The organism is Actinoplanes sp. NPDC049118, from assembly GCF_040648555.1.
In the GTDB taxonomy this organism is placed as follows: domain Bacteria; phylum Actinomycetota; class Actinomycetes; order Mycobacteriales; family Micromonosporaceae; genus Actinoplanes.
Window position 1 is genome coordinate 230373 of the sequence record NZ_JBEZDY010000013.1, and the last position, 25606, is coordinate 255978.

The 25606-nt window shown below is 72.3% G+C and carries 25 protein-coding genes; 11 read left to right on the top strand and 14 right to left on the bottom strand.

The features are described from left to right. Positions 1-10: 10 nt before the first annotated feature. Genes AB0B58_RS22335 through AB0B58_RS22345 form a run of 3 tightly spaced genes read right to left on the bottom strand, consistent with a single transcriptional unit; the run spans position 11 to position 3117 of the window. Entirely contained in the window at positions 11-1354 is a 1344-nt protein-coding gene (locus AB0B58_RS22335) for an extracellular solute-binding protein (protein WP_360226550.1), read from the bottom strand. A gap of 11 nt (positions 1355-1365) precedes the next feature. Further along, positions 1366-2226 carry a carbohydrate ABC transporter permease gene (locus tag AB0B58_RS22340; protein ID WP_360226553.1) on the bottom strand — a complete coding sequence of 287 codons (861 nt, stop codon included), beginning with the start codon at positions 2224-2226 and terminating at the stop codon, positions 1366-1368. Between the two features lie 3 nt (positions 2227-2229). After that, the gene (locus AB0B58_RS22345; RefSeq protein ID WP_360226556.1) at positions 2230-3117 is read right to left on the bottom strand and encodes a sugar ABC transporter permease; all 888 of its coding nucleotides are present in this window, start codon (positions 3115-3117) and stop codon (positions 2230-2232) included. A gap of 169 nt (positions 3118-3286) precedes the next feature. Between AB0B58_RS22345 and AB0B58_RS22350 the strand changes: the two genes are divergently transcribed. Further along, the gene (locus tag AB0B58_RS22350; RefSeq protein WP_360226559.1) at positions 3287-4318 is read left to right on the top strand and encodes a LacI family DNA-binding transcriptional regulator; all 1032 of its coding nucleotides are present in this window, start codon (positions 3287-3289) and stop codon (positions 4316-4318) included. Positions 4319-4433: 115 nt separating this feature from the next. On the opposite strand, the gene AB0B58_RS22355 is transcribed toward AB0B58_RS22350, so the two are convergent. The 6 genes from AB0B58_RS22355 to AB0B58_RS22380 all read right to left on the bottom strand — a co-directional run bounded on the left by AB0B58_RS22355 (position 4434) and on the right by AB0B58_RS22380 (position 12544). Beyond that, positions 4434-7103 (bottom strand): DUF6493 family protein, encoded by a 2670-nt coding sequence (locus tag AB0B58_RS22355; protein WP_360226562.1) that lies wholly within the window; start codon positions 7101-7103, stop codon positions 4434-4436. Further along, on the bottom strand, positions 7100-8434 hold the full coding sequence (locus AB0B58_RS22360; protein ID WP_360226565.1) for an SWIM zinc finger family protein: 1335 nt from the start codon (positions 8432-8434) through the stop codon (positions 7100-7102). Before AB0B58_RS22360 ends, AB0B58_RS22355 begins: the two co-directional genes overlap by 4 nt. Positions 8435-8479: 45 nt before the next feature. Continuing rightward, positions 8480-9586, bottom strand: a complete 1107-nt coding sequence (gene menC, locus AB0B58_RS22365; protein ID WP_360226568.1) for an o-succinylbenzoate synthase — start codon at positions 9584-9586, stop codon at positions 8480-8482. After that, positions 9583-10440, bottom strand: a complete 858-nt coding sequence (locus AB0B58_RS22370; RefSeq protein ID WP_360226571.1) for a GNAT family N-acetyltransferase — start codon at positions 10438-10440, stop codon at positions 9583-9585. Before AB0B58_RS22370 ends, menC begins: the two co-directional genes overlap by 4 nt. Before the next feature lie 144 nt (positions 10441-10584). Then, positions 10585-11670, bottom strand: a complete 1086-nt coding sequence (locus tag AB0B58_RS22375; protein ID WP_360226573.1) for a glycosyl hydrolase — start codon at positions 11668-11670, stop codon at positions 10585-10587. A gap of 301 nt (positions 11671-11971) precedes the next feature. Then, positions 11972-12544 (bottom strand): DUF6642 family protein, encoded by a 573-nt coding sequence (locus AB0B58_RS22380; protein ID WP_360226576.1) that lies wholly within the window; start codon positions 12542-12544, stop codon positions 11972-11974. A 170-nt stretch (positions 12545-12714) separates the two neighbouring features. Here AB0B58_RS22380 and AB0B58_RS22385 point away from each other — a divergent pair, with 170 nt between their 5' ends. Further along, complete coding sequence (locus tag AB0B58_RS22385) at positions 12715-12885, top strand: hypothetical protein (protein WP_360226579.1); 171 nt, start codon at positions 12715-12717, stop codon at positions 12883-12885. 181 nt (positions 12886-13066) lie between these two features. Here the strand turns inward: AB0B58_RS22385 and AB0B58_RS22390 are convergent, their stop codons facing one another. Both AB0B58_RS22390 and AB0B58_RS22395 read right to left on the bottom strand, forming a co-directional pair. Beyond that, on the bottom strand, positions 13067-13699 hold the full coding sequence (locus AB0B58_RS22390) for a hypothetical protein (RefSeq protein WP_360226582.1): 633 nt from the start codon (positions 13697-13699) through the stop codon (positions 13067-13069). Between the two features lie 159 nt (positions 13700-13858). Continuing rightward, the gene (locus AB0B58_RS22395) at positions 13859-14743 is read right to left on the bottom strand and encodes a diiron oxygenase (protein ID WP_360226585.1); all 885 of its coding nucleotides are present in this window, start codon (positions 14741-14743) and stop codon (positions 13859-13861) included. Between the two features lie 51 nt (positions 14744-14794). On the opposite strand from AB0B58_RS22395, the gene AB0B58_RS22400 reads away from it, so the two are divergent. Together AB0B58_RS22400 and AB0B58_RS22405 are read left to right on the top strand one after the other, a co-directional pair. Further along, positions 14795-15481 carry a TetR family transcriptional regulator gene (locus AB0B58_RS22400; RefSeq protein WP_360226588.1) on the top strand — a complete coding sequence of 229 codons (687 nt, stop codon included), beginning with the start codon at positions 14795-14797 and terminating at the stop codon, positions 15479-15481. Next, positions 15478-15768, top strand: a complete 291-nt coding sequence (locus AB0B58_RS22405; protein ID WP_360226591.1) for a DUF4873 domain-containing protein — start codon at positions 15478-15480, stop codon at positions 15766-15768. The genes AB0B58_RS22400 and AB0B58_RS22405 overlap by 4 nt, the downstream gene beginning before the upstream one ends. On the opposite strand, the gene AB0B58_RS22410 is transcribed toward AB0B58_RS22405, so the two are convergent. Continuing rightward, positions 15722-16738: an AraC family transcriptional regulator gene (locus AB0B58_RS22410; protein ID WP_360226594.1), complete on the bottom strand. Its 1017-nt coding sequence runs from the start codon at positions 16736-16738 to the stop codon at positions 15722-15724. The two genes, AB0B58_RS22405 and AB0B58_RS22410, sit on opposite strands and share 47 nt — an antisense overlap. 89 nt (positions 16739-16827) lie before the next feature. On the opposite strand from AB0B58_RS22410, the gene AB0B58_RS22415 reads away from it, so the two are divergent. The 6 genes from AB0B58_RS22415 to AB0B58_RS22440 all read left to right on the top strand — a co-directional run bounded on the left by AB0B58_RS22415 (position 16828) and on the right by AB0B58_RS22440 (position 23649). Continuing rightward, positions 16828-18279 carry an NAD(P)/FAD-dependent oxidoreductase gene (locus tag AB0B58_RS22415; protein WP_360226597.1) on the top strand — a complete coding sequence of 484 codons (1452 nt, stop codon included), beginning with the start codon at positions 16828-16830 and terminating at the stop codon, positions 18277-18279. Positions 18280-18284: 5 nt separating this feature from the next. Beyond that, entirely contained in the window at positions 18285-19142 is an 858-nt protein-coding gene (locus tag AB0B58_RS22420; protein WP_360226681.1) for an SDR family NAD(P)-dependent oxidoreductase, read from the top strand. Further along, a complete protein-coding gene (locus AB0B58_RS22425; protein ID WP_360226600.1) occupies positions 19139-19987 on the top strand; it encodes an alpha/beta fold hydrolase in 849 nt (282 codons plus the stop codon). Before AB0B58_RS22420 ends, AB0B58_RS22425 begins: the two co-directional genes overlap by 4 nt. A gap of 140 nt (positions 19988-20127) precedes the next feature. After that, positions 20128-21129 carry a trypsin-like serine protease gene (locus tag AB0B58_RS22430; RefSeq protein ID WP_360226603.1) on the top strand — a complete coding sequence of 334 codons (1002 nt, stop codon included), beginning with the start codon at positions 20128-20130 and terminating at the stop codon, positions 21127-21129. Positions 21130-21197: 68 nt separating this feature from the next. Next, entirely contained in the window at positions 21198-22379 is a 1182-nt protein-coding gene (locus tag AB0B58_RS22435) for a SpoIIE family protein phosphatase (protein WP_360226606.1), read from the top strand. Between the two features lie 61 nt (positions 22380-22440). Continuing rightward, positions 22441-23649 (top strand): AGE family epimerase/isomerase, encoded by a 1209-nt coding sequence (locus AB0B58_RS22440; RefSeq protein ID WP_360226609.1) that lies wholly within the window; start codon positions 22441-22443, stop codon positions 23647-23649. A 254-nt stretch (positions 23650-23903) separates the two neighbouring features. Here the strand turns inward: AB0B58_RS22440 and AB0B58_RS22445 are convergent, their stop codons facing one another. Both AB0B58_RS22445 and AB0B58_RS22450 read right to left on the bottom strand, forming a co-directional pair. After that, on the bottom strand, positions 23904-24122 hold the full coding sequence (locus AB0B58_RS22445) for a DUF397 domain-containing protein (protein ID WP_360226612.1): 219 nt from the start codon (positions 24120-24122) through the stop codon (positions 23904-23906). An 11-nt stretch (positions 24123-24133) separates the two neighbouring features. After that, on the bottom strand, positions 24134-25009 hold the full coding sequence (locus AB0B58_RS22450; protein WP_360226615.1) for a helix-turn-helix transcriptional regulator: 876 nt from the start codon (positions 25007-25009) through the stop codon (positions 24134-24136). Positions 25010-25260: 251 nt separating this feature from the next. Here AB0B58_RS22450 and AB0B58_RS22455 point away from each other — a divergent pair, with 251 nt between their 5' ends. Next, complete coding sequence (locus AB0B58_RS22455; protein WP_360226618.1) at positions 25261-25503, top strand: hypothetical protein; 243 nt, start codon at positions 25261-25263, stop codon at positions 25501-25503. Positions 25504-25606 lie beyond the last annotated feature (103 nt).

The window sequence follows — 25606 nt, forward strand, 5'->3', positions numbered from 1 at the left end:
CGGTGCGGCGTCACTTGACGGTGAAGCCCTGCTCGGTGCCGTACCTGGCGCACTGCTCCTGCCACGCCCTGAGGCCGTCCGCGAGGGTCGTCGACGACACGTACGCCTTGCCGACGGTGTCGTTGAAGACGCTGTTGGCGTAGACCTGGAACGGCAGGTACGACCAGCCGGTCACCACCTGCTGCGCGGACCGGGCGAAGATCTCGTTCGCCTTCTGGCCGCCGAAGTACTCGAACCCGGCGCCGAGGAACTCCGGCGACCGCAGGTGCGCGGTGGTCGCCGGGAAGGCGCCGTTGTCGATGCGGACCTGCACGCCGTCGCCCTCGGCGGCGTACCTGATGAAGCCGTACGCCAGGGTCTTGGCGGCGGTCTTCTCCGGTATGGCCAGCGAGCTGCCGCCGTTCTCCGCGCTCGCCCCCGCACCCGCCTGCCACTGCGGCAGCGGGGCGACGCGCCACTTGCCGGCGCCGCTCGGCGCGCTCGAGGTGAAGTTCGCCGGCATCCAGGCGCCTGTCGCCAGGGTGGCGATCGAGCCGTTGCCGATGCCCTGGAACCACTGGTCGCTCCACGAGGCGATCGGCGCCAGCAGCTTCTCGCTGATCAGCGCCGACCAGACCCGGACGAACTCGGTCGAGCCCGGGTCCGTGAAGTCGATTGTCACGTCGGTGCCGTCCACCCGGTACGGCTTGCCGCCGGCCTGCCAGATCAGGCTGGTGGTGAAGCCGGCGTCGCCGGTGTCGTTGATGATGTACGCCTTCGGGTCGGCCCGGTGCAGCCTGCGGGCGGCGTCCAGGTACTCCGCCCAGGTCGCCGGGATGGCGATGCCGTGGGAGTCGAGGACCTGCTTGTTGTAGAACAGTGCCATCGGGCCGGAGTCCATCGGCAGGCCGTACACGCCGTCGCCGCTGTGCACCGACGCCCACGGTCCGGGGGTGTACCTGTCCTTCAGCGACCCGGCCGAGAACCGGCTCAGGTCGGTGACCGACTTGGCGAGGGCGAACTGCGGCAGCGCGAAGTACTCGAGCTGGGCGACGTCCGGAATGCCCGAACCGGCCGCGATCGCGTTCTGCAGCGCGGTGTACTGGTCGTTGCCGGTGCCGGCGTTGACGAGGTTGACCTTGACGCTCGGGTACGCCTGCTGGAATTCGGCGACGACCTGTTTGAGGGTGGGCTCCCAGGCCCACACCGTCAGGGCGCCGCCCTTCCGCAGGGCCGCCTGGACGTCGGCGTCGGAGACGGCGCCGTTCGTGGAACTCCCGCCGCCCTCGTCGTCGTCGCCGCACGCGGCGAGGGCGAGGGTGGTGGCTGCGGCCGCGGCCGCCGCGATCAGGTGCCGCCGGGTGAGAGTGGGCATGGGGGTCCCTTCTACTGCTTGACGCTGCCGGCGGCGAGGCCGGACTGCCAGTACCGCTGCAGCAGCAGGAACGCGGCGAGCAGCGGGAGGATCGTGAGGAGCGATCCGGTGATGACGAGGTGGAAGACGGCCGTGCCGCCCGCGGTGGCGGCCTGCTCGTTCCAGGCGTTGAGCCCGAGGGTGAGCGGGTACCAGTCCGGGTCCTTGAGCATGATCAGCGGAAGGAAGTAGTTGTTCCAGGTCGCGACCATGCTGAAGAGCAGGACCGTGACGATGCCCGGCGCGAGCATCGGCACGCAGATCGTGAAGAAGGTCCGCGACTCGCCCGCCCCGTCGACCCGCGCCGCCTCGAGGATCTCGTCCGGGATCGCCTCGGCCGCGAAGGTCCACATCAGGTAGAGCCCGAACGGCGTGATCAGCGACGGGACGATGACCGACCACGGGGTGTTGGTCAGGCCCATCCGGCTGAACATCAGGAAGGTCGGCACGGCGAGCGCGGTGCCGGGCACGGCGACCGCGCCGATGACGGTGGCGAAGACCGCGCGCCGGCCGGGGAAGTCGAACTTCGCCAGTCCGTAGCCGGCGAGCACGGCGAGGAACGTCGCGCCGCCGGCGCCGGCGATCACGTACAGCACGGTGTTGCCGAGCCAGCGCAGGAAGATGCCGTCGTCGTAGGTGAGCGTCTCGCGGACGTTCTCCCAGAGCGCGAAGCGCCCGTCGTCGAACCACAGCCCGAAGGACGTGAACAGCCCGTCCTGCGTCTTGGTCGCGTTGATGACCAGCCAGGCCGGCGGGATCAGGCTGTACACCAGCACGATCGCGGTGAGCGCGGTCAGTACCGCGCTCCTGGGGCGGCGCGCCCGCTTCGCCACGGCTCAGCGCTCCCTCGTGCCGCGCAGCTGCACGGCGTACGCGATGACCATGGTGATGACGCCCATGACGATGGCGACGGTGGCGGAGTAGTTGTACTGCTGCCCCGAGAAGGAGAGCGAGTACGCGTACAGGTTCGGGGTGAAGTAGGTGGTGATCGCGTTCGGCGCGAGGCTCTGCAGGATGCTCGGCTCGTTGAACAGCTGGAAGCTGCCGATCACCGAGAAGATGGTGGCGACGACCAGGGCGCCGCGGATGGCGGGCAGCTTGATCGCCTGGATGATCCGGAACTCGCCGGCGCCGTCGATCTCGGCCTGCTCGTAGAGCGTGCCCGGCACCGTGCGCAGCGCCGAGTAGAAGATCAGCATGTTGTAGCCGACGAACTCCCAGGTCACGATGTTGCCGATGGCCGCGAGCACCCAGGCGGGCTGCAGCGGGTCCGGCAGGCTCGTGCCGAGGGTGTCGTTGATGTTGCCGATCAGGCCGAAGCGGGAGCCGTACATGAAGCCCCACATCAGCGTCGCGACGACCGCCGGTACCGCGTACGGCAGGAAGATCGACACCCGGAAGAAGCCTCTGCCGTAGAGCCGGCCGCTGTCGATCGCGAGCGCGACCAGCAGGGCGAGGAACAGCATGACCGGCACCTGCACGACCAGGAAGAGCGAGACCCGCCCGAGCGCGGACCAGAATCTCGGGTCGGTGAGCGCCTGCTGGTAGTTGTCCAGGCCGACGAACGAGTTGCCGCCGACGAGCCGGTTCCGGAACAGGCTCAGATATATCGAGTACGCGATCGGCGCGAGGAAGACCAGCGCGAAGACGGCCATGAAGGGCGCGACGAACCGCCAGCCCACCCAGGACCGGCGTCGTGTGGCAACCATCGCCGTCTCGGCCATCGCGGTGTCACCCCTCCCGCCAGATCGTCGATGTTTGCGTAAACATCCCGTACCGCACACCATCGGTTGGCCGGCGGTTTCCAGGAGATGAGCAACGTCATGTTTGCGTTAACATCGCAGGTGATAGTTTCACCGCCGGTTGCGGATCGTCAAGAAGGAGTTGCCGCCGATGACGGCTGGCCGGACCCGGCGCCCCGGGCGGGCGGTCTCGATGGCCGACGTGGCCCGGCTGGCCGGCGTCTCGTCGCAGACGGTGTCACGCGTCTCCACCGGGCACCCGGGCGTCGTCGAGTCGACCCGCATGCAGGTGCTCGCCGCGATGCAGGAGCTGGGCTACCGCCCCAACAGCGCCGCGCGGGCGCTCAAGCTGGGCGAGTTCCGCACCATCGGCGTCATCCTCTTCACCCTCGCCACCACGGGCAACAGCCGCACGGTAGAGGCCATCGCCGGCTACGCGGCGCAGGAGGGCTACGCGATCACGCTGATCCCGGTGGCGGTGCCGACCCAGGACGGCGTGCTCGGTGCGTTCACCCGGCTCGGCGAACTCGCGGTCGACGGCATCATCGTGATCATGGAGGTGCACCTGCTCGACGCAGCGAACCTGACGCTGCCGCCGGGCGTGCAGGTGGTCGTCGTCGACTCGGACGCCGGCGACCGCTACCCGGTGGTCGACACCGACCAGGCCGACGGCGCGCGCCAGGCCGTGCAGCACCTGCTCGACCTCGGACACGAGACGGTGTGGCACGTGACCGGGCCGGCCGAGTCGTTCGCCGCCGAACGCCGCACCCAGGCGTGGCGCCGGACGCTGCTGGAGTCGGGCCGCTTCGTGCCGCCGGTGCACCGCGGCGACTGGTCGGCGGACTCCGGCTACCGCGCCGGCCTGGCCCTGGCCAGGGAACCGCGGTGCACGGCGATCTTCGCCGCCAACGACCAGATGGCGCTCGGGGTGCTGCGGGCGCTGCACGAGCACGGCCGCGGCGTCCCCGGCGACGTCAGCATCGTCGGCTTCGACGACATCCCGGACTCCTCTTCGTTCATCCCGCCACTCACGACGGTGCGCCAGGACTTCGCGGAGGTCGGGCGCCGCTGCGTGCAGGGCCTGCTGCGCCAGATCCGCAACGAGCCGGCGGGCCCGGGAACGGTCCTGGTACCGACCCGGCTGGTGCGGCGCGACAGCACCGCTCCCCCGCCCGCACCCTGATCCACGCCCCTGCCCGCCGCCCGACCCTGCATGCGAACGCTGCGGTGGCGGTGGCGAAGTCGCGTCCGCCGGGGCGGCGTGCGTCGGCCCGGCGCCGGTGCGCGTCGACGCCCGTTCAGGTCATGAGCACTGCCCGCAGGCGCCTCGCCTCCTTGATCAGCCGCGTGCTTCCCGGCCTGCCGGCCACCGCGGCGAGCTGCGCGATCTCGCCTCGGGCGCCGGTCTCGACGGCCACCCGGCTGGCGAGCTCCAGCAGGTCCGGCAGGCCGCGCGGCGCCCTGGGCAGCAGCAACGGGATGGCGGCGGCGAGGACCTCCCACACGGCCGCGGAGGCTCCCGCGCGGTGGGCGTCGGCCAGCGCGAGCACGACGCGGTTCAGCTTCACGATGCCGTCGCCGCACAGGTCGCCCAGGTCCGCACCGGCCGCGGCCGCGAACGGTTCGTCCCGCGCGGCGAGGATCAGGAAGGCGTCGACGGCCGCAGCCCGGTCGGACTCGTGCCGGGCGCCGCACAGGTAGGCCAGCGCGAGAGTCATCGCCGGCCCGATCGGACCCGGGCCCTCCGCTAGCCGCGGGACCAGGGTCCCGCCACCGAGGCCCGCCTCATCCTCGAGAGCGGCGATGCCGAGCAGCGCCCACGCCGCGACGACCTCCCGGTGGTGCGGCAACACCATGGCGAGCACGTCGGTGTCATCGACGAGGTCCCTGCTGAAGTAGTCGGTGCTGGACCGGTGAGCCAGCGGGATCAGCTGCTTCTCCAGACGGAGCCCGCCGGCACGCACCGGCTCGAGGTTGGCGACCACCCGCCGCGCCACGGGCGGCGGAGCGTAGGCGGGGAAGCGTTTCCCGGTGGACCGCTGCTCGAAGCGGGTGCTGACCGGGTCGGGCAGGCCACCCGCGGCCAGCCATTCGGCGAACTCCTTGCCCACGGGCGTGGTCAGCTCGCCCGCACGCCGGCGAAGCCCGGCGCCGGCGTCGCGGTGCACCCGCAGCAGCGCCTGCTCGAAGTCCAGCCGCCACGGCTGCCATCCCTCTGCCTCGGCCCGCAGCAGCCGTTGCAGCAGCACCTCGGCGTCGAGGCCGCCGTCGACGTGGGTCGGTGTGGAGACCAGCAGCGCCACCGGCGCCTTCGCCGCCAGGACCGAGATCTCGGCGATGCGCAGCGACAGGATGCCCTCGGGCGTGTCCGCCAGCGCCGACCTGACACCCTGCCAGGCCGCGCGGACGCCGGCCAGCATGGCGGGCCGGCCGCCGCCGAGCCGCGGCGACTCGATGACGGTGCGGATCGCCTCGCCCAGGAAGCCGATCCGTTGCCAGTGGCCCCAGTGATGCTCCGCGAAGTGGTGCTCGTGACCGTCGAGCACCGGCCCGAGCGCCGCGGCGAGCGCGGCGGTCTCGCCGGCGGCCCGCAGCGCCACCAGGCCCGCCAGCACCCGCTCCCAGCGGACGGCCGAATGGTCGTAGAGGAGCGCGACCACCTCATCGGCCAGCTCGGCGGCGTCGGCGATCGGCGGCGGCATCGCGGCCGGCGGCATGGGCCGCGTCAGCGCGGGTGCGACCGGCGGACCCGCCTCGGGCGCGGCCCCGCCGAACAGCGCCGCGGCGCGGGCGGGCAGGTCGCCGCCGAGCCCGGTGGCCGCGTCCGCCAGCCGCGCGAGGGTGTCCGCGGGTAGCCCCGCGACCCGCCGGTCGATCTGCGTCAGCGCGCGCTCCTGGATGTCGAGCGCGGGGTGGGCGAAGGCTTCGGCGACCGTCTCAAGCACCTCGCCGGCGCGTTCCGGTTCTCGACGTGCGGCCGCTTCCAGGAGCGCGAGCTGCGCCTTCACCACGTTCTTCTCCTTGCGCACCAGCGTGGGCCGGCTCGCCTCGAGCAACGTGTCGAGCTCCAGCCGGCCGGCGTCGCCCACGGCGCGCAGGGCACGCTGGGCGAGGGTGGCCACCGTGGACGGCGCGTCCGGCAGGAGCCGGGCGTAGTCGCGAGCGTGCTCGGCGAGCTCGTCCACGGTGAGCGTCAGCGCGTCGTGCAGCAGCACGAACGGGCGCAGGAAGGCCGCACGGTCACCGCGGACGAGGCGGTCGACGGTGGCGGCGACGATCGTGCCGCGGTCGAGCCGGCCCTCGGCGACGAGCTGGGCCACGGCGGCGGGGAACCGCAACGTGGGGTCCCAGCCGGACGAGCCCGCGGGGTAGAAGCCGCCGTTGAGCTCCGCGCCGAGCCCGTCGATGTCGAACACCGACGGCAGCAGCACGTCGAGGAACGGGTGGGCGCGCATCCGGTCGGCGTACCGCGTGAGGCTGTCCCGGTCCGCGTTCAGCTCGCCGAGCCACCCGCGCAGCACCGCCTCGGTGGCCGGCGGGGCGAGCTGCGCCGCACGCAGCAACGCGGACACGAACGACCAGCCTCCCCACCGGGCGTTCTGCGCCGACAGGCGCTCGACCAGCCGGACACCGAGGTCGCCCAGCCAGGACAGCTCGCGGTGACGCGCGATCCGCAGGAACCGGTCGGCCGGGATCGCGCTCCACCGATCGCGCATGTCACGCCGGCAGAGCAGCGCGGCCGCCCGGGCGCCGGACGGCATGCAACCGATCACGGCGAGGGCGTAGCCGCCCGCCCGGTCGACCCCGGAGGTCCACCAGTCATCGGCCCGGGTGGCCTTGATCCGGGCCTCCACCCGCGGTGCGAGCGCCAGGCGCTCCTCCTCGGTGGCCGCCAGCAGCAGGCCGGTGACCGCGGCGTGCTCGGCCTTCTGCAGGTGCCGGTCGAGCAGCTCCCAGTCCAGGCTCACGCCGTCGCCTCCGCGCGGTCGGGCTCGCCCGCGCGGACCATGCGCACCGCGAGCGCGTGCCGGCACGGACCTCGTTCGCCCCGGTGCCTCGCCCACCACCGGCAGGTGCAGGAGAACGCGCCGTCGGCGTGGCGCACCCGGTAGGTGTCGTCGGCGCCGCGGACGGTCGCGAGATCGCCGGTGACGCTGACCGCGCCGGCCTCGACCAGCGCCCGGGCGCCGGCGAGCCGGGGATTCATCGTCGCGACGACGTCGGCCGCGTAGGGCAGCGTGCGGTGGAAGTAGCCCGCCTCGGCCGCGTCGAAGCCGACCCGGCCCGCGGTGCCGAGCGCGGTCAGCGCGGCCCGGACCCGTGCGGAGTCGAGGCCCGCCGCGTCCGCGAGCGCGTGGACGTCGATCGCCGGATCCCACGAGAGCAGGGCGCTGATCAGCTCGGCGTCGTCGGCCACGTCGTCGCTCGACAGCGCCTCGAGCACCGCGCCCTCACCGGAGAAGCCCCGGTAGGGCTCGGGCGAGAGCGTCAGCGAGAGCCGCAGGCCCGGCATGCCGAGCTCCCACGTGCCGGCCACGGGACCGCTGCCGGCGGCGACCGGCGGGCCGTAGACCCGCAGCACCGTGGCATGGCGCAGGAACGGCCGCAGCGCGGCCAGCCGCCCGGCGCCGGCCAGGCAGACGGCGCCGGGCACCGGCCGGGACGTGATGCGCAGCGAGCGCCCGGCCGGTACGGCCCACAGCACCGCGGTGCCGCCGGCGGGCAGCCGGTTGAGCAGCGCACGCGCCTCGGCGACGCCGAGCTCGGCGCGCAGGTCGAACCGGGAGGTCAGCACCTGCGCCTCGGCGAAGCCGCGCAGCCAGCGCGACGGCAACGGCACCTTGCGCTCGACGAGCGGGCCGCCGAACGTCGTGACGGTGAGGTCGTCCGGCCCGACCGCGAGGTGCAGGGGATCGGCGCGGCCGACGCGGCCGAGCGCGCGCTGCAGCGGCAGGTTGACGTCGACGTTGGTGGTGCCGTGGGCGACGATCTCCCCGTCGATGCCGGCGGGCAGCACGTCGAGCCGGGCATAGACGCCGCAGCAGCCCGAGAAGGACTCGAAGCGCAGCCGGTCGGAACCCGCGGTCACCACCGGGTCGAGGCCGGCCGGGCTCACCGGCCGGAAGTAACGGGTGCGGGCGACCTCGGCGACCGCCAGCAGGCCGGTGGCCGCGGCGCCGGGATCGGTCAGGAATCCGGTGAAGAACCGGGGATGCGCCGCCGGGCCGCCGGAGGTCTGCAGGCGGAGGCCGTCCGCCAGCGCCGAGGAGCCGAGATACGAGTACGCCGCCGAAACCATGCGCAGAACATAGTGAGGGGGTCCGACAGATTCACGGCCGCCCGGCTACAGCGAGATCCACTCCGTCGCCGTGGTGACCTCCCGCAGGATCTCCGGTACCGGCTCGACGCCGAGGCCGGGGCCGGTCGGCACCGTCAGGTGGCCGTCGCGCAGAACGAACGGCGCGGTGATGTCGGTGCGGTAGTAGCGCTCGGAGGCGGACGTGTCGCCGGGCAGGGTGAAGCCCGGCAGCGCGGCCAGGGCCACGTTCGCGGCCCGGCCCAGGCCGGTCTCGAGCATCCCGCCGCACCAGACCGGCACGCCGTGCGCGGCGCAGACGTCGTGGATGCGGCGGGCCTCCAGGTAGCCGCCGACCCGGCCGGGCTTGACGTTGACGATCGCCGCCGCGCCCAGCGTGATGGCCGCGGCGGCCGTCCGGGCGGAGGTGATCGACTCGTCGAGGCACACCGGGGTGCCGATCCGCCGCGCCAGCTCGGCGTGCCCGAGCAGGTCCTCCTCGTCCAGCGGCTGCTCGATCAGCAGCAGGCCGAACGGGTCGAGCCGGGCGAGGTGCCGCGCGTCCGCCAGGGTGTACGCCGTGTTCGCGTCCACCTGCAGCGGCACGTCGTCGCCGAAGCGCTCGCGTACCGCGCGGACCGGCTCGACGTCCCAGCCCGGCTCGATCTTCAGCTTGATCCGCCGGTAGCCGGCGTCGAGGTAGCCGCCGACCGCGTCGAGCAGCTCTGCGACCGACGACATGATGCCGACCGAGACGCCGCACGGCACCCGGTCGTGCACGGCTCCGAGCTCGCGGGCGAGCGGCCGGCCCTGCCGGCGCAGTTCGGCGTCGAGCACGGCCGTCTCCAGCGCGGCCTTGGCCATCCGGTGACCCTTGAACGGCGCCAGGGCGGGCCCCACCGCGTACGCGTCCAGCCGCTGTACCGCGGCCAGCGCAGGGATCAGGAAGCGGCGCAGCACGTCGGCGGCCGCCCCGGTGTACTCGGGCGAGTACCGCGGTTCGTCCATCGCCACGCACTCGCCCCAGCCCTCGCCCGCGGCGGTGACGACCCGCACGAGCAGGATGTCGCGGGCGGTCTCGGTGCCGAACGAGGTGCGGAACGGCGCGACGAGCGGCATGCTGACGCGGCGCAGCTCGACGCCCTCGAGCCTCAAGGGCGCCGGCCCTCGGCGGCGCGGGTGAGCACGTACCAGCCGTCGCGGTCGAAGCCGGTGAACCGCAGGCCGTCGCCGAGCAGGGTCGTCAGGGTGTCGCGGACCGCGACCCGCCACCGCCGGGCGACGCCCGAGGCCTCCCGGCGCAGCGCCTCGACGTCCTCGGGGACGGCGACCAGCACGGTCCGCCCCTGCGGGGAGCCCGGCTGGGGGCCGCCGTCGGCGCCACGGCGCAGCGCCACGGTCGCGGTCTCCGGGCGCGCGCAGCGGTGCCGCCGCCCGGCGCCCGCCGCGACGACCGCGGGCGCGAGGAGATCCCAGTACACGAGCAGCCGGTCGCTGTCGTCGTCGCCGTTGATCCGGTCGTGCATCGCGCCGTAGAAGTTCGGCAGGTACGCGGCCGGCACCGCGGCGAGCTTCGCCAGGTTGAAGTAGGCGTTGCGGGCGACGAGGGGGTCGAAGGTCCAGCTGATCACGGTGGCGCCCTGTTGCAGGGCCCAGGCCCGCTGGTGCAGCTTGAGGGCGAAACCGACGCCGCGGCCGGCACCGGCGCGGCCGACGCCCGCGATGTGGCTGTGCAGCTCGCGGTTCGCCGGTGCGGAGAAGAACGCGACCGCGGCCCCGACCGGGGTCGCGCCGTCGTACGCGCCGGCCACGTAGTTGCCGGACTTCGCCAGGGCCCGCAGCAGCTCGGTGGTCAGCAGGGGGCTGTCCGGGTCCTCCTGCCAGATGCCGGCGAGCAGCCGGTCGAGGGACTCGAGCTCGGCCAGGCCGGACACCGGCCGGATCACGACACCCGCGGCCCGGGCCGCCGACTCGGCCGCCTCGAGGGCCGAGGCGATGGCCCGGCTCACGGTCGCGGCGCCGGAACGGGCACATCGGACGGTATACCCCGCCGGGTCATCTGGGTCACGAGACCCATGTCAGCACACCTGCCGGGCGGCACGCACCCCCGGATGCCCACCCACATCGCCGCGCGCGGAAACTCCCGCGCCGGCTCAGCCGGAGAATCTGTCGCTGCGCGCCATCGCCCGGTACGCGGCCAGCGCCTTGCGGTCCGTGTCGAACCGGAAGTTGTGCGCGGAGTCCTCCTGGGTGTCGGTGTCGAACCAGACCACCGCGCCGACCGCCGGGGTGTCCTCGACCCAGGACGAGAGCTTCGCGATCCACGCCGCCTTGCTGATGCCGCCGGCGTCCACCGCGGCGGTCTCGCTGAGGATGATCGGCTTGCGCTTGCCGTAGGCCGCGCAGACGGCGGTGAACAGGGTCTTCGGCGTCTCGTTGTAGAAGTCGTAGCCGGACACGCCCACCCAGTCGACGTAGTCGTCGCCGGGGTAGTAGCGCTGGAAACGGTTCCAGGACACGTTCGGCCCCGAGTTCCAGTTCGGGCTCCAGACCCAGGCGACGTTGTCGGCACCCTGCTCGCGGAAGATCCGGTGCATCCGGCGCCAGGCCTTGACGTACCCGGCGGTGTCCCGGCCGTTGTGCGTGCCGTCCCACTCGAACCAGTCGCCGTTCATCTCCCAGCCCCAGCGCAGCAGGATCGGCCGCTTCATCCCGGCCAGCTTCCGGGCGACCCGGGCGATGTTGCGGTCGGACGAGCCGTCGTTGATCCCGGCGTACGGCGCGCCGTGCCACGAGACCATGAGCGTGCTGGAGCGGGCGACGGCCGGCTCCGACGAGGGCACGTACCCGTCCCAGGGGTAGAAGACGTGCACGATGCTCTGGTCGCGGCCCAACTGGTCGCGGCGCAGCGCGAGGCTCTCCTTCAGCGACTTCCCGCCCAGCGAGAGGTACGAGCCGAGCATGGCCCGGCCGGCCCGGAACGGCACGGGTCCGCCGCGTCCGGCCGCCGCCTTCGTGGTGGCCGACGGCGACGGCGACGGCGGGGCGGAGACGGACGGGACCGCGGCCGGCGTGGCCGGTGCCGCCGAGCCGGCGACGGACGGCGGCGGCGCCGGGTTCGCCGCGACCCGGTCCGTCGCGGCGGGGTCCGCGGCGCACCCGGCCAGCAGGGCGAGCACGGCGAGGGCCGGCAGCGAGCGACGAGGCAGCCCGCGGCCGCCGGGGTTCTCGGCGGTCATGCCGGCTCCCTTGAGGTGATGGCGGGACGCGACGGTCGCGTCCGGCTCCCACCCTGCCTCCCCGATCCGCCGCCCGGTGTCGTCCGTTCGCCTTCGTCACCGCGCTGACCAGGCCTTTTGCGGTTCGCATCCGGCGCACGGGCACCCTGTGAAGCAGTAAGGCGACGCCCGGAACCGATGGGGCGAAGGGGTCATACCCGACCCTCGTCACCAGTGCCTCACGAAGGCGGCTTTCTCACCACGCGATCACGTCGGCACCATCAAGTCCTGGACCCTCAACCTGTAGGCACCCGGCGGCCCTTCAGCGCCCGTTCGCGTACACCGCGCGGAAGCCGAGATGGTCCGAGAGCGCCGTCCAGCGCGACGAGCGCATCAGCCGCTCCGCACTGTCGATCTTGCCGCCGTTGACCAGGGCGTTCAGCACGACCGTCTCGAAGGCCGCCGACTCCACCCAGTCGATCGACTTGGTGAAGCCGCACAGCATCGCGGCCTTGGTCTCGTGCAGGAAGTCCTGCAGCACCCGGTCCGAGGCGCGCAGCACCGAGCAGCTGCCGAAGTACAGCGTCCGCCCGCCGCAGCGGCCCGACATCCAGGCCGCGACCTCGTCCAGCTCGACCGTCTGCTTGCTGGTCAGGCAGAGCTGGGTCGGCTGGCCGTGCAGGGCGAAGAAGCCGACCTTGAAGTCCGCGTACTTGCGCGACAGCCAGCTGTCCAGGTAGTAGTGCAGCTCCTCGGTGGTGGCCGTGTCCCGGTGGATGAAGCGGATGCTGCCGAGACGTTCGAGCAGCTCGAGGGTGGGCAGCACGGAGCCGCGACTGGTCAGGTCGTCCTCCCACTGACCTTCGACGCAGAACACTCCCCCCGTCTTGCCCACTGGCCCTCCCCTCGGTTCGGCACGAGAGGACGACGCTAGCCGACCTCGTCCGATCGGGTGGGGCCACCCGACGTAAGGTATATAAGCCTCATAGCGCCACCATCGCGGCCGACACATCCCCTCGGACCGCCGCCGGAATCCCCCCGGCGCCGGGTACGCGGAGGTCACTGGTGTTGAGGACGCGATGGGCTCGATGGACGGCGATCCCGTTCCGGGGTACGGCCGCGCTGGTCGGCTCCCGCACGGTCTGCATCTACGCCCAGGCGACCGGCAACGCCAAGAAGAAGATCAAGTGCGGAAGCGGCACCGTCACGGCGACCTACCGCCCGAACCGGCCGTAAGCCACAAAAAAATGGATCTTGTAGGCGGTGGGTGCGAATGCACCGTCGCCTACAAGATCCAGAGGTGGTGAGGTGGCTGGCCGGTCGCCACCCGCGGCAGTCCCGGTCAGCGGTCGCCCACGCCACTGCGGCCGGTGACCGCCCTTGGTGGTCCGGCCGGTCACCGCCCGCGTCGATGGGCCTAGTCTTCGGCCGCGGCGGCGCGGCGACGCTCGGCGAGTTGCCATTCCAGCAGGTAACGACGCACCTGCTGGGCCTGGGACTCGGCCAGCGTGTAGGTGATGACCACCTCGGCGTCGTCGCCGGCCGCCTTGTTCGACTCGCGGGTGAGCAGCACGGTCCCGTTCACCTCGAGGCTGTCGTCACCCAGCGAGACCCGCGCGTGCACCGGGTCGCCCTCGATGAACTGGAGGTCGGTGACGTAGCAGCGCAGCGCCGCCTCGCTGACGTCCTCGACGGTCGCGGAGTGCCAGCCCCTGTCGCCCTCGTGGCGAAGCTGTGCCGTCTCGCCGCCGCCGCCCCGGAAGAAGGTTCGGCGGGTGACCGGCTCCGGTTCGCTCAGGACGCGCAGCCGCCAGCGCGACTGCGAGGAGGCGACCAGCTCCGTGCGGACCCGGTAGCGGTGCGGCGGGCGGTTCCACGCGATGTTGATCACGTCGTCGTCCGCCGGGACGCCGATCTCCAGCTCCGGTGGCGGCGCGGGGATGACCAGCAGGTCGTCCTCGTACTCCTCGACCCGGGACTCCCACTCGATTCCATGGGTCTCCGGGTTGACCACGGTCGCCACCGTGAGCCGATCCCTGTCTCGTCGCACCACACACCTCGCATGTCAACCGGCCGAATCAACGGGCTGCTGCCTGACGAGCCGTCCGCGAAGGCACATATCGTCAAAGTGGGGCTGCACGCCAGAGGTTTGGGCCGTATACCCGCTGCGACCTCCGCCACAATCCGGCGGCGGAGCGCGGCGGACCGGTCAGAGCAGCAGGGAGCGGCGCCACAGGGCCAGGCCGGGGCCGCCGATCAGGTCGAGGTCCCGAAGGTAGCCGACGACCCGCTCGCCGGCCCAGCGCATCGTCTCGCGGTGGTTCGGGTTGGCCAGCGCGGCCCGGCGGCCGGCGGCCGGGTCGATGCCGACCGAGCGGTACGCCGCCGGGTTGACGAGCCGGCGGCCGGTCAGGTACGCGGCCCGCGCGATCACCAGCCGGTCGAACGCCAGCCGGCGGGTGCCGGCCGCGCGCACCTGGCGGGCGAGTTCCTCGCGGGCGTAGCGGACGTGCCGGGCCTCCTCGATGACGTGGATCCGCGACACCATCCGGACCAGCGGCTGGACGGTCTCGTCGGCCGATGCCTCGCGCTGGAGGGCGTCGAGGATCTCCTCGGCGATCAGGATGGCCGCGTACATCCGGGGGCCGGTCGCGGTGGCCGCGATCCACTTGCCGAGGGCGTCGTCGAACCCGCCGGGCCGGTAGACCGGACAGCCCAGCTTGTCGATCATGCGGCCGAACATCACCGAGTGGCGGCACTCGTCGGCGATCTCGGTCAGGGCGTACTGGGCGTGCGCGGCGGTGGGGTCCTGGCGGTAGTACTCGCGGATCAGCAGCTGCATCAGGATCGTCTCGAACCAGACGCCGAGCGAGGCGATGCTGGCGACCTCGTGGCGGGTCAGCGTGATCCGCTGCTCCTCGCTGAGCGTGTCCCACAGGTCGGTGCCGTAGAGGGTCGAGCGGTGCTGCGGCGTGAACCAGCGGCCCTCGACCAGCGGCGCGTCCCAGTCGATCTCCACTTCCGGGTCGTACGAGTGCTCGGCCGAGGAACGCAGCAGCCGGGTCGCGGTCTGTGCCCGATCGGAGAGGACCATGGGGGGCTCCTAGGGTTGACGTTACCGGAAGTAACAGCTACTTCTAGTACTATGAACTCGGTCGATAAAGGCGTCAACCGTCCCGACGGGCGCAGCCGCCGCTGGGCCGACCATCGCGAGCGGCGCCGCGGCGAGCTGGTCGAGGCCGTGATCGAGGCGATCCGCGAGCTCGGGCCGGACTCCGGCATCGACGCCGTGGCCGCGCACGCCGGGGTGAGCAAACCCGTGCTCTACCGCTACTTCACCGACCGGTCGGGGCTCTGGCTGGCCGTCGGGCGGCACGCGGCCGGGGCGGTGGTCGAGGCCATCGCACCCGCGGTCGCGGCCGTACGGGAGGAGCGCGAGGTCGTCGCCGCCGCGATCGACGCGTACCTGTCGTTCATCGAGGCCGACCCGCACGTGTACCGCTTCGTGGTGAAACAGCGCGGCATCGCCCGGGACGCCGACGTGGTCGCCGACGCGATGGGCACCGTGGCCGGCGGGCTCGCCCGGATCCTCGGCGACCGGCTGCGCGCGCTGGGCCTGGACTCGGGGCCGGCGCTGCCGTGGGCGTTCGGGCTCGTCGGCTACGTGCAGAGCGCCGGCGACTGGTGGCTGCGGGAGCGGCAGCCGATCAGCCGCACGGCCCTGGCGGACTACCTGACGGCCTTGATGTGGGACGGCATCTCGGGCATCCGCCGGGCGGCCGACACCCCGGGCGGGCTGGCCGCGATGGCCCGGGCGGTGGATGGGCGATGAGCGAGGACTACCGGGGCGAGGTCACGATCGAGGCCGGTGACGTCGCCGTCACCGCCGTGGTGCGGCTGTCGGTGCGGTTCGAGCCGGTCGAGGGGCGGTACCGCTGGGCCGGCCGGGCCGCGCCGGACGAGGCACTCACGGCGCAGTTGCGGGCCGGGATCCGGGAGGCGACCGTGCGGATCGGCGACGGCCGCGCCCGCGCCCGGCTCGGCGAGCCCGACCCGTGGGGCGGGATCCGACTCACCGGTACGGGTCCTCCCCCGTGGCCCGCAGCTCCCGTGGCGTGACGCCGAACCAGCGCCGCACCGCCCGGCTCAGCGCCGACTGCTCGGCCAGCGACACCATCGCGGTGACCTGGATGAACGGCAGGTCGGTCTGGGTGATGAGCCGCGCCGCGGTGTCGCGCCGGACGTCGTCGAGGATCGTCTCGAAGGTGGTCTGCTCGGCGGCGAGCCGGCGCTGCAGCGTACGGGGATGGGTGCGCAGCAGCCGGGCGATCGCCGCGACCTCGACCGGCGACGAGCCGAGGGCCTGGGTCAGCAGCAGGTGCACGCGGCCGGAGAGTGCCCGGCCCGGCGCCGGGAAGTGGCTGGTGATGTAGTCGAGCGCGATGTCGCGCAGCACCTGGTTGCCGCCCGGCACCGCGGTGGAGGCCAGCGCGGCGGGCACCCGCAGCACCGCGTCCGCCCGGTCGAAACGCACGTCCGCGCCGAAGAAGCCGGTGTAGCTGTCTATCGGGGCCAGCGGCGCGTGCGGCAGGTGCACCGAGCGCAGCCCGTACGATCCGCCGTGCAGCAGCATGATGATCCGGTGGAACAGGCCCAGCCCGAGGTCGACGACCTGCGGCGGCAGCGTCTCGCCGGTGCCGCGGTAGAGCAGCCCGACGACGCCGGCCCGCCCGGCCGGGTCGGGGATCTGCGAGACGGTCAGCGCGGGGCTGTGCACGAACAGGAAGCGGTTCGCGGTGTCGAGCGCGTCGCCGAACGTCGGCGAGTTCTCGATGGCCAGGGCGAGCGGGCCGAGCACTGTCGCGTTCTGCTGCCCGGCCAGCCGCAGGCCCAGGTCGTAGGCGCCGAGGTCGGCCGCCGCGGTCTCCAGGACGCGCCCGGCCGCGGTCGAGCCGATCACGGCGTCGTCGGAGTCCAGGGCGGCGAGCGGGATCCGGAACTGGGCGAACAGGCCCGCGCCGTCGCCGCCGAGCGAGTCGACGAGCTCCGGCAGCCCGCGCAACGACGCGCCGCGGACCATCGAATCCATGAGGCACGGTAGCGGATTTGTCGCACAGAGGTAAATCTGTGTCGTGTCAAAGCAAGTTCCGGGACGTTGCGTGCCCGAGACTGTCGGCTATGGCCGAACACTTCGACGTCCTGATCATCGGCGCCGGCCTGTCCGGGATCGGCGCGGCCTGGCGGCTGCGGCGGGAGCGCCCCGGCACCACCTTCGCGATCCTCGAGGCCCGGGACGCGATCGGCGGCACCTGGGACCTGTTCCGCTATCCCGGCGTGCGCTCGGACAGCGACATGTTCACCCTCAGCTACCCGTTCCGGCCCTGGCAGGGCCGGGAGTCGATGGCGCCGGGCGCGAGCATCCGCCAGTACATCCGGGACACGGCCGACGAGGGCGGCATCACCCCGCACATCCGCTTCGGCGCGACCGTGGAGCAGGCCGGGTGGTCCGACGGCCGCTGGAGCGTGCGGCTGGCCGGCGGCGAGACCCTGACCTGCGGCTTCCTGTACGCGTGCGCCGGATACTACGACTACGCCAAGGGGCATCAGCCGGACTTTCCCGGGCTGGGCGACTTCGCGGGCCGGTTCGTGCACCCGCAGGCCTGGCCCGAGGACCTCGACTACGCGGGCAGCCGGGTCGTCGTCATCGGCAGCGGCGCGACCGCGGTGACCCTGGTGCCCGCGATGGCCCCGACGGCCGGGCACGTGACGATGCTCCAGCGCTCCCCCTCGTACCTGACCGTGCTGCCGGAACGGGACGTGGTGGCCGACGCGCTGCGCCGCGTGCTGCCCGCCCGGGCGGCGCACAAGCTGGCCCGGGTCAAGAACATCCTGCTGTCGCAGGGCTTCTACCAGCTCGCCCGGCGCCGCCCCGAGCGCGTCAAGGCGATACTGCGCCGCTTCGCACTGCAACACCTGCCGGATCCGGCGTACGTCGACGAGCACTTCACCCCGGCGTACCAGCCCTGGGACCAGCGACTCTGCGTCGCGCCGGGCGGCGACCTGTTCAACGCCGTCGCGGCCGGCACGGCGTCGGTGGTCACCGACCACATCGACCGGTTCGTGCCCGAGGGGATCCGGCTGCGCTCGGGCCGTACGCTCCCCGCCGACGTCGTGGTCTGCGCGACGGGCCTGTCCCTGCTGCCGATCGGCGGGGTCACGCTGACCGTCGACGGGACCGTGGTGGATCCGGGCGGGACGGTCGCCTACCGCGGGGTGATGCTCAGCGGGGTGCCGAACTTCGCCTACTGCATCGGCTACACCAACGCCTCCTGGACGCTGCGCGCCGACCTGTCGCACCGCTACGTCCTGCGCCTGCTGTCCCACCTGGAACGGCACGGCTACGCCAGCGCCACCCCGCGGGAGACCCCCGGAAACCGGCGGCCGCTGCTCGACCTCACCTCCGGTTACGTGCAGCGGGCCCTGGACCGGTTCCCGCGGCAGGGCGACCGGGACCCGTGGACCGTGCGGCAGAACTACCTGCTCGACGTGCTCACCACCCCGCGCGCCGACGTGCGCCGGGACATGACGTTCACGCGCCGCGGCGCACCCGTACTCGAGGAGGTTCGATGACGCGTCTGAGCCCGTACCGTTTCGCCGGCCGCACGGCCGTGGTGACCGGCGCCGCGAGTGGCATCGGCGAGCAGGTGGCGCACGGGCTCGCGGCCCGCGGCAGCCACCTGGTCCTGCTGGACCGCGACGCGCTCGGTCTCGACGCGGTCGCCGAGCGGATCCGCGCCGCGCATCCGGGGCTGGCGGTCGAGGCCCTGGTCGCCGACCTCGCCGACCGCGCGGCGGTGATCCGCGCGGCCGAGGGGATCAGCGAGCGGCACCCGGCGATCGGCCTGCTGGTCAACAACGCGGGTGTGGCCCTGGGCGGCCGGTTCGACCAGGTGAGCGTGGACGAGTTCGAGTGGGTGATGGCGGTGAACTTCACCGCGCCGCTGCTGCTCATCCACCACCTGCTGCCGGCGCTGACCGCCGAGCCCGGCGGCCACCTGGTGAACGTGTCCAGCCTGTACGGGCTCATCGCGCCGCCCGGACAGTCGGCGTACAGCTCGAGCAAGTTCGCGCTGCGCGGGCTCAGCGAGGTGCTGCGCGGCGAGTTGCTGGAGTCGGGCGTCGGCGTGACGACGGTGCATCCCGGCGGGATCCGTACCCGGATCGCCCAGAGCGCGCGGATCGGCGAGGGCGTGCCACCCGACGAGGTCGACGCGCAGCAGCGCACGTTCACCGCGCTGCTGACCTATCCGCCGGAGAAGGCCGCCGCCGAGATCCTCGACGGGGTCGAGCGGCGCCGCGGCCGGGTGCTGATCGCGGCGACCGCCAAGATCCCCGACCTGCTGGCCCGGCTGCTGCCGGCCGGCCACATGAGGCTGATCGGCATCCTGACGGCGGCCGCCGGCCGCCGCGCCCGGACGGCGGTGACCAAATGATCAAGGAGCTCCCGGTACGGGGCGCGCGCATCCGCGTCCGCGAGAGCGGCGATCCGGCGCACCCGCCGGTCCTGCTGCTGCACGGCATCGGCCGCAGCCTGGAGGACTGGGACCCGCAGCACGGGCGGCTCTCGGATGCGTACCGGGTGATCTCGCTCGACCTGAGCGGCTACGGCATGTCGACGGCGATCCCGGGCCCGATCACCCTGGCCTCGCTGGCCGACGGGGTCGCCGCGACCGTCGACGCCCTCGGCGAGGACCGCCCGCTGCACGTGATGGGCAACTCGCTCGGCGGCGCGGTCGCCATGAAACTGCTCGCCACGACTCCGTCACGGGTGGCGACATTGACGTTGGTGAACAGCGCCGGTTTCGGTAAGGAGGTGACGCTGGGCCTGCGCATTCTCGCCATTCCCGGACTCGGAAAGCCGCTGCTGCGCCGCATCGACCCGCGGGCCGCCCGGCGGATCGAACACCTGCAGTTCCATGACCGCGCGCACGCCACCGACGAGCGGGTCGAGTTCGCGGTGCGGGTGGCCGCGCGCCCCGACAACGCGCGCGTCTACCTGGAGACCGCGCGGGAGCTCGGCACGTTCCGCGGCGTCCGCGCGCCGTGGCGGGCGACGCTGCTCGCAGAGGTGGCCGCGCATCCCAAGCCGACGCTGATCGTCTGGGGCGACCGCGACCGGGTACTGCCGGCGACCCATCTGCCGGCGGCGCGGGCGGCCCTGCCGCACGCGAAGAGCCACGTGTTCCCGGACACCGGTCACATGCCACAGATCGAGCGGGCGGACGATTTCGCCGACCTGGCCCGGCTGTTCCTGACCGCCAATTCCTCGGTCATCTGACACAGGGTCATCGCACGATTCCGTAGAGCAGTTTGTATTTGGCGTGGGCAACCTAAGATGCGATTCACTCGTATTCATGGACGACCGCGCCATCGACGCTCTACGTGAGGAACGCGCCTTTGCTCTCCCGCCTCGTCACGATGCTGTTGCTCCTGCCGTCGGCTATCGCCGGGCTCGCGACCGGCTCCGGCTCGCCGGCCCAAGCCATCGCCGACGGACAGGACGTCACCACCGGGAGGTACGGCTTCGCGGTCAAGCTCACGATGACCGGACTACCGACGGCCGGCGGCGGCCGCCGCGACAGCTCCTGCTCCGGCGCGCTCATCGCACCACGGTGGGTGATCACGGCGGGCCACTGCTTCAAGACGGCGAAGGGCACCCGGGTCTCGCGCCCGGTGGCCAGGCTGACGACCGCGACGGCGGGCCGCACCGACCTCACCGGCAGGGCCGGCCACCAGGTCAAGGTGGTCGCCGTGCACCAGTCGCCGACCACCGACGTCGCGCTGGCCAGGCTCGAGCGGCCGGTCACCGACGTGACGCCGGCCCGGCTCGGCCGCAAGGCGCCCAGAATCGGCTCGATCGTGCGGCTGGCCGGCTACGGCCTGACCGAGGACGGCGACGAGTCGACGCTGGCCACCCGGCTGCAGACCGGCCAGTTCGAGGTGGTGTCGCGTACCGGCGCCTACGTCGGCATGACCGGCCACGCACCGCGCTCGACGACCAGCCCGTGCTCGCACGACTCCGGTGGGCCGTACTTCACCCAGCGCGACGACGGCACGGCGGTGCTGGTGTCGGTCGTCAGCCACGGACCGTCGTGCCCGCATTCGAAGGTGGATCTGAGCGGGCGCATCGACACCATCTACGGATGGATCACCGGCATCGTCGGCAAGCCGGCGCCACCCGCGCCGAAGCCGTCCGCCGCCGCGACCGCGACCGCGCGCCCCTCGGCGCTGCCTTCCGCCCCCGGCCGCCGGCAGGTCAGCGCGGAGCCGCCGGCCGCCGGCGAACCCGTGACGGCACGCACGGGCGCGGCCGCGCTCATCGTCCTCGGCTTCGGCGGGGTGCTGGCGTTCGTGCTCGGCAGCCGCAACCGCAGGCGGGCACACCGGCGCACCGGCGTGCGCCGGCACCGCCGTCGCTGAACACCGGCTTCTCGCCCGAGGGGCGCCCGCGACGATGAATGCGAGAATGTCCCGATGGAGCCACACCGGTGAACGGGCTGGACGGCCGGTCGTTCGCCGGGATGCTCGAGGACGACACTGACGAGCTGTGGGACCGCGCACCCTGCGGCAACGTCTCCACGCTGCTGGACGGCACCGTCGCCAAGATCAACAGCACGCTCCTCGGCTGGCTCGGCTACACCCGCGAGGAGGTCGTCGGCCGGCGCCGCTTCAGCGACCTGCTCACCGTCGCCGGTCGCGTCTACCACGAGACCCACCTGGCGCCCCTGCTGCGCATGCAGGGCGAGATCAACGGCATCGCGCTGCAACTGCTCGCCGCCGACGGCGGCCGGCTGCCGGTACTGGTCACGGCCACGGTCAAGACCGGCACCGACGGCGAACCCCTGCTGATCCGCACCACCGTGTTCGACGCCCGCGAGCGTCGCGCGTACGAGGAGGAGCTGCTGCGCGCCCGGCGGGCGGCCGAGCGCGACCGCGAGCGGCTGCGGCTGCTGGTGGCCGGGCTGCAGAGCAGCCTGCTGCCCGCCTCCCTGCCCACGCCGGCCGGCATGCGCACGGCGGGCCACTACCGGATGGCCTCGGCCGACGAGGTCGGCGGCGACTTCTACGACCTGTTCCCGCTCGGCGGCGGCCGGTGGGGTTTCTTCCTGGGCGACGTCTGCGGCAAGGGCGTCGAGGCGGCGGCGGTGACCGCGGCGGCCCGGTACACCCTGCGGGCCGCGGCCGTGTACGACCCCACCCCGGCGGCCGTGCTCGCCAACCTCAACTCGGTGCTCTATCAGGACTACCACAATGCGGCGCACCGGCACTGCACGGTCGTCTTCGGCGTGCTGACGCCGGACGCCGACGGCTGGAGTGTGACCATCGCCGGCGGCGGGCATCCGGCGCCGCTGCTGCTGCGCGCGGACGGCACGGCCGAGTTCCAGGACACCCCCGGCGGCACCCTGATCGGCATCATCGCGGAGCCCACCCTGGTCACGCGCACCCTGCGCCTGGCGCCCGGCGACACGCTGCTGCTCTACAGCGACGGCCTCACCGAGGCCCGCACCGGCGCGGGCCGGTACGGCAGCGACGAGCTGCGGGCCTTCGGACGCGGGCTGGCACCGGCCGATGCCGAGGCCGCGATCGGCGCCTGCGCCGAGCTGCTCGACGGCTTCACCGACCTCGACGACGACGTGGCGCTGATGGCACTGAGCGTCGAGCGCACCTAGCGGGGCCGCTTCGGGCGAGCCCTGCGCGGGCAACCGCCCCCGCCGACCTACAGTGATCCACGTGTCGACCTGGCCGAGCAGTCCCGCCCATCACCGCTGGCTGGACCAGCACACCCGCGACCTGCTGGCCTTCGGCCGCCGGACCGCGGACCCCGAAGGCGGCGCCCGCTGGCTCGGCGCCGGCGGGCTGCCGGAACCGGACCAGCCGACGTCCACGCTGATCAGCAGCCGGATGGCCCACGTGTACGGCATCGGCACGCTGCTCGGCGTGCCCGGATCGGCGCCGATCGCACTGAGCGCCCTGAAGGGCCTGACCGACCGCCTGCGCGACCCGGAACACGGCGGATGGTTCACCTCGACCGCCGACCACACGGTCAAGTCCTGCTACGACCAGGCGTTCGTGCTGCTGGCCGCGTCGACGACCGCGCAGGCCGGGCTGCCCTGGGCGGCCGAGCTGTTCGCCGAGGCCGAGCTGGTCTTCCTGCGGCGGTTCTGGGACAACGACTCCGGCCGCTGTGTCGACACCTGGAACGCCGACTTCACCAAGCTGGAGGACTACCGCGGCCTCAACGGCAACATGCACGCGGTCGAGGCGATGCTGACGGCCGCCGGGGTCACCGGCGACGGGGAGTGGCTGAACCGGGCGATCCGCGTCTGCTGGTTCGTGGCGAAGACCGCCGAGGCCCATGACTGGCGGATCCCCGAGCACTACGACGAGCGGTGGCGCCCGCTCCCGGAATTCCACCGCGAGCAGCAGGACCACCCCTTCAAGCCGTACGGGGCGACGATCGGCCACGGCCTGGAATGGGCACGGCTGTTCCTGCACGCGGAGGCCGCGCGGCCGCCCGGCTCGGCCCGGTGGCTCGCGGAGGCGGCGACCGAGCTCTTCGACCGCGCGATGCGCGACGGCTGGTCGGTCGACGGCCAGCCGGGATTCGTATACACCACCGACTGGTCGGGCACCCCGGTCGTCCGCGACCGGATGCACTGGGTGGCGGCGGAGGCGATCAGCGCGGCGGCGGCCCTGCACCACCGCTTCGGCACCGAGCAGTACGCGACCTGGTACCGCACGTGGTGGGACTACGCCGCGACGTACCTGCTGGATCACGAGCACGGCTCGTGGTTCCACCAGCTCGACGCGGACAACGTCCCGACGGACACGGTGTGGCCGGGCAAGCCGGACCTCTACCACGCGCTGCAGGCGACGCTGACGGCCCGGCTGCCGCTCTACCCGATGCTCGCCCCGGCGGTCGCCGCCGGCCTGGCATAGCGCCTGTTCAGAGGCATTCAGGGCTCGACCAAGGCGATGGGTGAACCCACGCGCGTCCGGAAGGTTGGCGACCACCCGCAGCAGATGTGGCGGCGCCTGAGCCGTCGGTATTCCCGCCATGTAGGCCCGGCCCGGAGAATCGAGGAATGGCACCGCGACGTGCCGGTATATGCGGTGGCGTGCGGGTCGCAGGCATGGCGAGTCCGCGGTGCGGCGGACTCGCCCGCCGTCGGCCATAGGGCGTCGTCAGCCCGCTAGCGCAAGGGCACGAGGTCGTCGAATTCGCCATCTTTGATGCCTTCGACGAACGCTCGCCACTCCGACGCCGTGTAGACGATCATGCCCTCGTTCGGGCGGCGCGAGTGCCGGAATGCGACCGAGCCGTCGACCACCGCGACCTCGACGCAATCACCGCCCCCGCTACGAGTGGAGATACGCCAGGCGACGTTGCCTTGCTCGTCTTGACCTTGCATCGGGGGATTCCTCATCCTTCTGTTCCATCGCTCTCGAGCCAGCTGAGTCTCTGCTCGATCATGGTGGTCGATTCGTTCGGTGTAGCTGCCAATGTCGCCAGAGCGGAGAAGTTACTCTTGCAAAGCGCGACGATGTCGTCTCGGTCCTCGAACGTCTGACCGATTTGGTCCTCGACGTACGCGAAGTCGCCGAGCAGGTCCTGCCCGAACGTGAAGATCGAGAAGCTGCCGTTGAGTCCTGGGTGGGGACCGGAGCTGATGGGGAGTATCTGGACGATGACGTTGGGCAACTGCGTTGCTTCCAGCAGGTGTTCCAACTGTCGCCGCATGCCTTGCTTGCCGCCGAGTCTCCGCAGCAGGACGGCCTCATCGATGATGGCGTGGAACTTGAGGCTGCGCGGCGGCAAGAGGTTTCGTCGGCGCTCCATGCGCGAGGCCACGGTCTCAGTGATCTGTTCGTCGCTGAGATACGACCGCAGGGAGTTGACCACGGCGGTGGCGTAAGACTCTTCTTGCAGCAGCCCGGGAATCAGCATCGACTGATACGTCAGGACACCCTTGGAGTCGCTCTCGAAAGTCAGATAGCGGGCAGTCATCGTCTCGAGGTCGAACCTTGACCATCCGTCGTGGTCGCCGCGCACCGGCTCGGCGAGCGCCATCAGTTCCGCGGTCGTGCGTTCGTCGAGTTTGTAAAAGTGGCACAGAGCCAGCACCTGAGAGGCAACCGGGGGGCGGGTCAGCGATTCCAGCCGGCTGAGCTGGGTGGGATTGATCTTGCTTTGGGCGGCCAGATCCGCTGGCGTCAGACCGTGTTCCTGCCGCATCTGCTTGAGTCGGGCGACAAGGAGCCGGTGTGGAGTTCTCGGTATGTACGTCGCCCTCACCATCGACGGCTCCTACAGCAGAAGGCTTTGAGTGTCAAGAGGGCGTCTGCCCAGCAATATCGGAGAACCATAGTGTGCCGAACGAGGCTTGGCAACTTGCCACGCGCCATGGCACGAGTCATGCTCAGACTAACGGGTGATTGGGTGCAAGCGGGGGTGATCCCTACGCTTTCGCACAATCCCATCGAGAAGGGCCTCCGGCGGCAACCGGAGGCCCTACACCAGTCCCGCCACAAGCCCGCGGAGGACCGGACATGACCAGGTTAGACCTCAGCTCACTCATCGCGAAGCCCGCCACCGATCCCGGCGCTCTCGATGCCGAATTCCTGACCGTGCTCGCCGCGGGAATGCTGATCTTCGGCCTATTCGCCGTTCGTCGCGCTATCCAACCGGTGCGAGAGATCCTGGCCGCCGTCGCGGCAGCCGGCGCAGCAGTCCTGATGGTGCTCGGCGCCTTGATCGTTCTGATCCTGGCGCTGGGTATGCCTCTTCTGTGAAGTCCGTGCAAGGTTCCGGGATCCCCCGAGACGCCCCCTGAGGCCGGGGGCCGACCGGCCGCACGGGCCCAGACCACGACGCGCCGACCGGCGGGCCGGCGAA